The 1,019-nt window shown below is 73.2% G+C and carries 1 protein-coding gene and 1 pseudogene; both read right to left on the bottom strand.

The annotated features are described in order from the left end of the window. Window positions 1-723, bottom strand: a 723-nt coding sequence (locus tag F8274_RS30695) for a bifunctional 5,10-methylenetetrahydrofolate dehydrogenase/5,10-methenyltetrahydrofolate cyclohydrolase (RefSeq protein WP_151465895.1), incomplete at its 3' end; no start/stop codon positions are given. 93 nt (window positions 724-816) lie between these two features. Continuing rightward, a pseudogene (locus F8274_RS30700) lies at window positions 817-1,019 on the bottom strand (hypothetical protein); the annotation flags it as partial.

Raw genomic sequence — 1,019 nt, forward strand, 5'->3', positions numbered from 1 at the left:
CACCCCACCGCCGACCACCACACCACCCGGACGCACATGCTCCGGCTGGACGATCCCCGGCACCCCGGCCGCCGCCACCAGGATGTCCGCCCGCCGCGTGTACCGCGGCCAGTCCGGCACCCCCGTGTGCACCACCGTCACCGCCGCGTTCGCCGTCGGCCGCTTCTGCGCCAGCAACATCGCCAACGGCCGACCCAACGTGGCGCCCCGACCCAGGATCACCACCTCCCGGCCCGCCACCGGCACCCCGTGGAACGCCAGCAACGCCTCGATACCCGCCGGCGTGCACGGCAACGGACCCGGCAACCCCAACGCCAACCGGCCCATGTTCACCGGATGCATCCCGTCCACGTCCTTGTCCGGGTCCAGCTCCGCCAGAGCCCGGTCATAGTCCAGATGACCCGGAATCGGATACTGCACCAGCACCCCGTGCACGGCCTTGTCCGCGTTGAAATCCGCCAGCACCGCATGCAGATCCGCCTGCGACGCCGACGCCCGCAGATGCACGTGCGGCGACACGAAACCCAGCTCCGCCGCCTGCCGCTGCTTGATCCGGATGTAACCCGCGCTCGCGTCGTCATCGCCCACCAGCACCGTCGCCAGCGCCGGCGTCACCCCCGCCGCGCGCAACGCCACCACCGACTCGGCGACCTCCGCCAACACCTGCGCCGCCACCGGCGCACCCGGCAGCAACCGCGCCGTCGTCGAACCCGAAGAAGACATGCCGCACCCCGCCCACGGAGGCCCAGGCGGTCGACCCCCGCGCCGAGCTCCCCGATGGTTGCCCATCCCCGTGCCGCCAGTCGCGTTCACCCCTCAGCCTGCCACAGCCCGCTCCACGACCGCATCCGCCACCGCCTGCCACCGCGGCAACGACCCCACCAGCGCCGCAGACCGCCGCCGCCGATCCGCCACCGACGCCACCCGAAGATCCGCCAACACCGCCTCGAACGCCGGCCGCAACACCCGCTCCCGCTCCGGCGCGTCCACCGCCAGCACCGCGTGACACCGCGCGTACG

This window comes from Micromonospora sp. AMSO31t (assembly GCF_008868175.1).
Taxonomy (GTDB): Bacteria; Actinomycetota; Actinomycetes; order Mycobacteriales; family Micromonosporaceae; genus Micromonospora.